The sequence below is a fragment of the Paraburkholderia sp. RL17-347-BIC-D genome (genome assembly GCF_046027915.1).
In the GTDB taxonomy this organism is placed as follows: Bacteria; Pseudomonadota; Gammaproteobacteria; order Burkholderiales; family Burkholderiaceae; genus Paraburkholderia.
Map to the genome: position 1 here is coordinate 1 of NZ_JARESS010000132.1, position 4,874 is coordinate 4,874.

Below are 4,874 nucleotides of genomic sequence, written 5' to 3' on the forward strand. Positions count from 1 at the left end.
AAGCCGCTGCTATGCGCCACCATCGATGCGCACGCCTGCGATCCAGGCGAAACCTGTTTGCGCGCCTTGCCGTCGGACTTGGGCGCACCGCAATTCATGCGCATCGACTTTGCGAAAAAGACCATTACCGGTCCCCAACGCGTGGCACCGATCCGCTTCATGCAAACCGATGAGAGTCAGATTGTTCTCCAAGGAACTGAATTCAGCTTCGCATGGACGATCGTGCTCGACAGGGTGGACGGCACGATCGGCGTGACGCTCGTCAACCGTGAAGACGCCTTGGTGCTGTTCGGTGCTTGCACCGCCATGTAGTCGCGACGGGTGATCTCATGAAACAAGCAACGCCTGATTTCTTCCTGCACAGGCTGCCGTCGCGCGATTCGCGACGGCAGCGCGCGCGCTCGCCTGCGCGGTTGCTGGTCTACGCAACGTTGGCGCTGTGCGCTGCGTGCCACAAGCCGGCTCCGCCGCCGCAGGCCGGCGCGGCCGAAGTGACCGTGATGCAGGTCGAGCCGCACGATACGCCGGTCGAGTTCGAGTTCACCGCGCAGACACAGAGCTCACGCGAAGTGGAGATTCGCGCCCGCGTGGACGGCTTTCTCGATAAGCGGGTCTATACCGAGGGTCAACTGGTCCATGCCGGGCAGACGCTCTTCCTGATGGACCCGAAACCATTCGAGGCCGCGCTGCAGACGGCCAAGGGTCAACTCGCGCAGCAGGAGGCGCGGCTCTATGTGACGAAGGCGAATCTCGCGCGCGTGATCCCGCTCGCCGCGCAGAACGCTTTGAGCAAGAAGGATCTGGACGACGCGACCGGCAACGAGAAGAGCGCGGAAGCGGCCGTGATCGCCGCCAAGGGGCAGGTGCAGACGGCGGAGCTCAACCTCAGCTATACAACCATCAAATCGCCGCTCAACGGTTTGTCGAGCTTCGCGAGACAGCAGGACGGCAGCTATGTGACGGCCGGACAGGCCGGCCTTCTGACGTATGTCTACCAGCTCGATCCGATGTGGGTGAACTTCAGCATCTCCGAGAACGAGTTGCTCAGATACCGCGACGAGATCACCAAGGGCGCCCTTCGGTTTCCGGCTGATAACGACTTCATCGTGACTGTCTTGCTGGCCGACGGCAGCCAGTTTCCCGATCAGGGCCATATTAACTTCACCAATCCTGCGTTCAGCACGGAAACGGGCACGTTCCTGGTTCGTGCGTCGTTTGCGAATGCTCAAGGCACGCTGCGGCCCGGACAGTTCGTGCGTGCTCGCGTGGCCGGTGCGGTGCGCCCGAACGCGATTCTCGTGCCGCAGCGCGCGGTATTGCAAGGCTCGAAGAGTCACTTTGTATGGGTCGTCGACAACGACTCGAAAGCTCATCAGCGTGTCGTCGAAGTCGGCGAATGGCATGGCGACGACTGGTTCGTCACGCAGGGATTGAAGGCCGGCGAGCGGATCGTCGTCGACGGCGCGCTCCGCGTTACCGCCGATGCTCCGCTGAAGATAGTGGCATCGCCCCCACCCGCCGCGGCAGCCGACGCGCCAGAGGAGGGAAGCACCGGTTCGAAGGCGCGCCCATCCAGTACGGTCGCGGCAAAATAAACGGGCGAGCGATATGAACCTGTCCCACTTCTGCATCGACCGTCCGATCTTTGCGTCGGTGATATCGATTGTCATCACGCTTGGTGGCGCCGTCGCGATGGTCAATCTGCCGATCGCGCAGTACCCGGACATCACGCCGCCGCAGATCACGATCTCCGCGACCTATCCAGGTGCGAGCGCCGACGTGGTCGCCAACAATGTGGCCGCGCCGATCGAGCAGCAGGTGAACGGCGCGGACAACATGATCTACATGAGCTCGTCGAGCTCATCGACCGGCAACCTGACCGTCAATGCGTACTTCCAGATCGGCACCAACCCGGAACTCGCGCAGGTCGATGTGCAAAACCGTGTGAACCTCGCGTTGCCGCAGTTGCCGCAATCGGTGCAGGCGCAAGGCATCCAGGTACAGAAGAAGTCGTCGGCGTTCATGATGGTGATCGCGATCTATTCGCCGAGCGAGCGCTACGACGCGACCTACATCGCCAACTACGCCAACATTTACGTGCTCGATGCGTTAAAGCGCATTCCGGGCGCCAATCAGTCGGCCATCTTCGGCACGCCCGACTATGCGATGCGAATATGGTTGAAGCCCGATCGCATGGCGCAACTGGGCATCACGGCCGGCGACGTGCAGAAAGCCGTCGCCAACCAGAACCAGCAGTTTGCTGTCGGCCGCCTTGGGCAGTCGCCGACGGGCTCGCCCGTTGAACAGTCGTTCGCGGTCACGACTACGGGCCGGCTTGCCGATCCCGCCGAGTTCGAAAACATCATCATCCGCGCGGCCAGCGGCGGCGCGGCGATTGTGCGCCTGAAGGACATCGGCCGCGCGGCGCTCGGGCAGAAGGACTATTCGATCCGCAGCCGCTATCAGGGCAAACCGGCGACAGTCATGGCCGTGTACCAGCAACCTGGCGCGAACGCACTCGACGTGTCGAAGCAGGTGCGCGCGACGCTCGCCGAGATGAAGAAGACGTTTCCGGAGGGGCTCGAATACAGCGTCGCGATGGACACAACCGAGTTCACCCGCGCATCCATTTCGGATGTCGTGCATACCTTCTTCGAAGCGCTGGTGCTGGTCGTGATCGTCGTGTTCGCGTTCCTGCAGAGCCTGCGTGCGACGCTGATTCCGGTGCTTGCGGTTCCCGTATCGATTGTCGGCACCTTCATGGGGATGCTGGCGCTCGGTTTCTCGATCAACATGCTGACGCTGTTCGGCATGGTGCTCGCAATCGGCATCGTCGTGGACGACGCGATTGTCGTGATCGAGAACGTCGAGCGCAACATGAACGTGCACAAGCTGAGTCCAAAAGACGCCGCCAAGCGGGCAATGGACGAAGTCTCCGGCCCGGTCATTGCTATCGTGCTGGTGCTGTGCGCGGTGTTCGTGCCGGTGGCATTCCTCGGCGGCATCACGGGCCAGCTGTACAAGCAGTTCGCGATCACGATTGCGATCTCGGTGGTGTTCTCGGGCCTGGTTGCACTGACGCTGTCGCCGGCGCTGGCCGCATTGCTGCTCAAGCCCGGCCATCACGAAAAGCGCGGCTTCTTCAAGTGGTTCGACAAGAACTTCGAAAGGATGACGAACAGTTATACGCGTGCGGTCAAGCTGGTCATCAAACGGTTCGTCGTGGCACTGTTGCTGTTTGTGGGGATGATCGCGCTCGCGGTCGTCATGATGCGCTCGATACCGACTTCGTTTCTGCCGCCGGAAGACCAGGGCTATCTGCTCGGCGCGATCATCATGCCGGACGCAGCAAGCCTCGATCGCACGGGCGAAGTATCGCAGCACGTCACCGACTACTTCATGAAGCAGGAGGCCGTGGGGAGCGTGACGATCGTCGATGGTTACAGCCTGCTCGACAGCCAGAACAAGAACAACGCGAGTACGTTCTTCATCGGCTTCAAGAGTTTCGACGAACGCTACAAATGGGCCAACATCCGCACGCAGAACGCACGGGCGGTGCTGATCGGCGCGTACGAGAACCTGTCGAAAATAAAGGAGGGGATCATCCTGCCGGTCAATCCGCCGTCGATACCGGGGCTCGGCACGACGGGCGGCACCGAGATGTGGATTCAGAGCAAGGGCGACGGCACGATCGCGCAGCTCGCGGACGTGGTGGACAAATTTCTGGAGAAGGCAAAGAAACGACCCGAACTGGCGCGCGTGACATCGACCTTCAATGCGTCGTCGCAGCAATTGCTCGTCAACGTCGACCGGGACAAGTCAGAAACGCTCGGCGTTCCGGTCGAGGAAGTGTATAGCGCGATGCAGACCATGTTCGGCTCGCTATACGTCTCGCAGTTCAACCGGTCGAGCCGCCTGTGGCAGGTCATCCTCCAGGCTGAACCGGCGTACCGGTTGACGCCGCAGGATCTGAACCAGATCTACGTGCGCAGCAAGACCAACAGCATGGTGCCGCTCAAGGCTGTCGTGACCTCCCAGTACGTGACGGGCCCCGATCTCATCACGCGCTTCAACAACTTTCCCGCTGTCAAGATCACGGCCAACGGCGCGCCGGGCTACAGCTCGGGGCAGGTCATCTCGACGCTGGAAGAGGTCGCGGGTGAAGTGACGACGTCGGATTACGGTATCGGCTGGAGCGGTGAGGCATACGAGGCGAAGCAGGCGGGGGGCACGTCGAGCCTCGTGTTCGTGTTCGGTCTCATCATGGTGTTCCTGATTCTCGCGGCGCAATACGAGAAATGGAGCCTGCCGTTCGGCGTATTGATGGCGGTGCCGTTCGCGCTCTTCGGCGCGCTGCTGGCCATCCTGTTGCGCGGCCTCGAAAACGATGTGTACTTCCAGATCGGCCTGACGATGCTGGTCGCACTCGCGGCGAAGAACGCGATCCTGATCTTCGAGTTCGCGGTGCTGAACCGCGAAGGCGGCGAGTCGGTGTACGACTCCGCCGTCACGGCGGCGACCGAACGGTTGCGGCCGATCGTGATGACGTCGCTCGCGTTCATTCTCGGCTGCGTGCCGCTTGCCATTGCAACGGGTGCGTCGGCCAACAGCCGGCATTCGATCGGCACGGGCGTGATCGGCGGCATGCTCGGCGCGACGGTGATCGCGGTGTTCTTCATTCCGATGTTCTTCTACGTGCTTGAAACGATGTCGGAACGGAGCAGCAAGAAGAAAGATCCGAGCGGCGGAGCAGCGGGCGACGGCACGCCGCCTATCGCGCCGCCTGGCTCAGGCGCTCCGACCACTAAACCCTCTGCCCGGCGCGAGGACGACTGACATGCGCGGCTCCGCGTTCATCATGCGTTTGGTGCCAG

General features: G+C 61.9%; 3 protein-coding genes. All 3 read left to right on the plus strand.

The annotated features are described in order from the left end of the window. Positions 1-312, plus strand: a 312-nt coding sequence (locus P0D96_RS47415) for a hypothetical protein (RefSeq protein WP_408321181.1), incomplete at its 5' end; no start/stop codon positions are given. A gap of 17 nt (positions 313-329) precedes the next feature. After that, a complete protein-coding gene (locus P0D96_RS47420) occupies positions 330-1,595 on the plus strand; it encodes an efflux RND transporter periplasmic adaptor subunit (RefSeq protein WP_408321183.1) in 1,266 nt (421 codons plus the stop codon). 13 nt (positions 1,596-1,608) lie between these two features. Next, positions 1,609-4,836 carry an efflux RND transporter permease subunit gene (locus P0D96_RS47425; RefSeq protein ID WP_408321185.1) on the plus strand — a complete coding sequence of 1,076 codons (3,228 nt, stop codon included), beginning with the start codon at positions 1,609-1,611 and terminating at the stop codon, positions 4,834-4,836. The last annotated feature ends 38 nt before the right edge of the window (positions 4,837-4,874 follow it).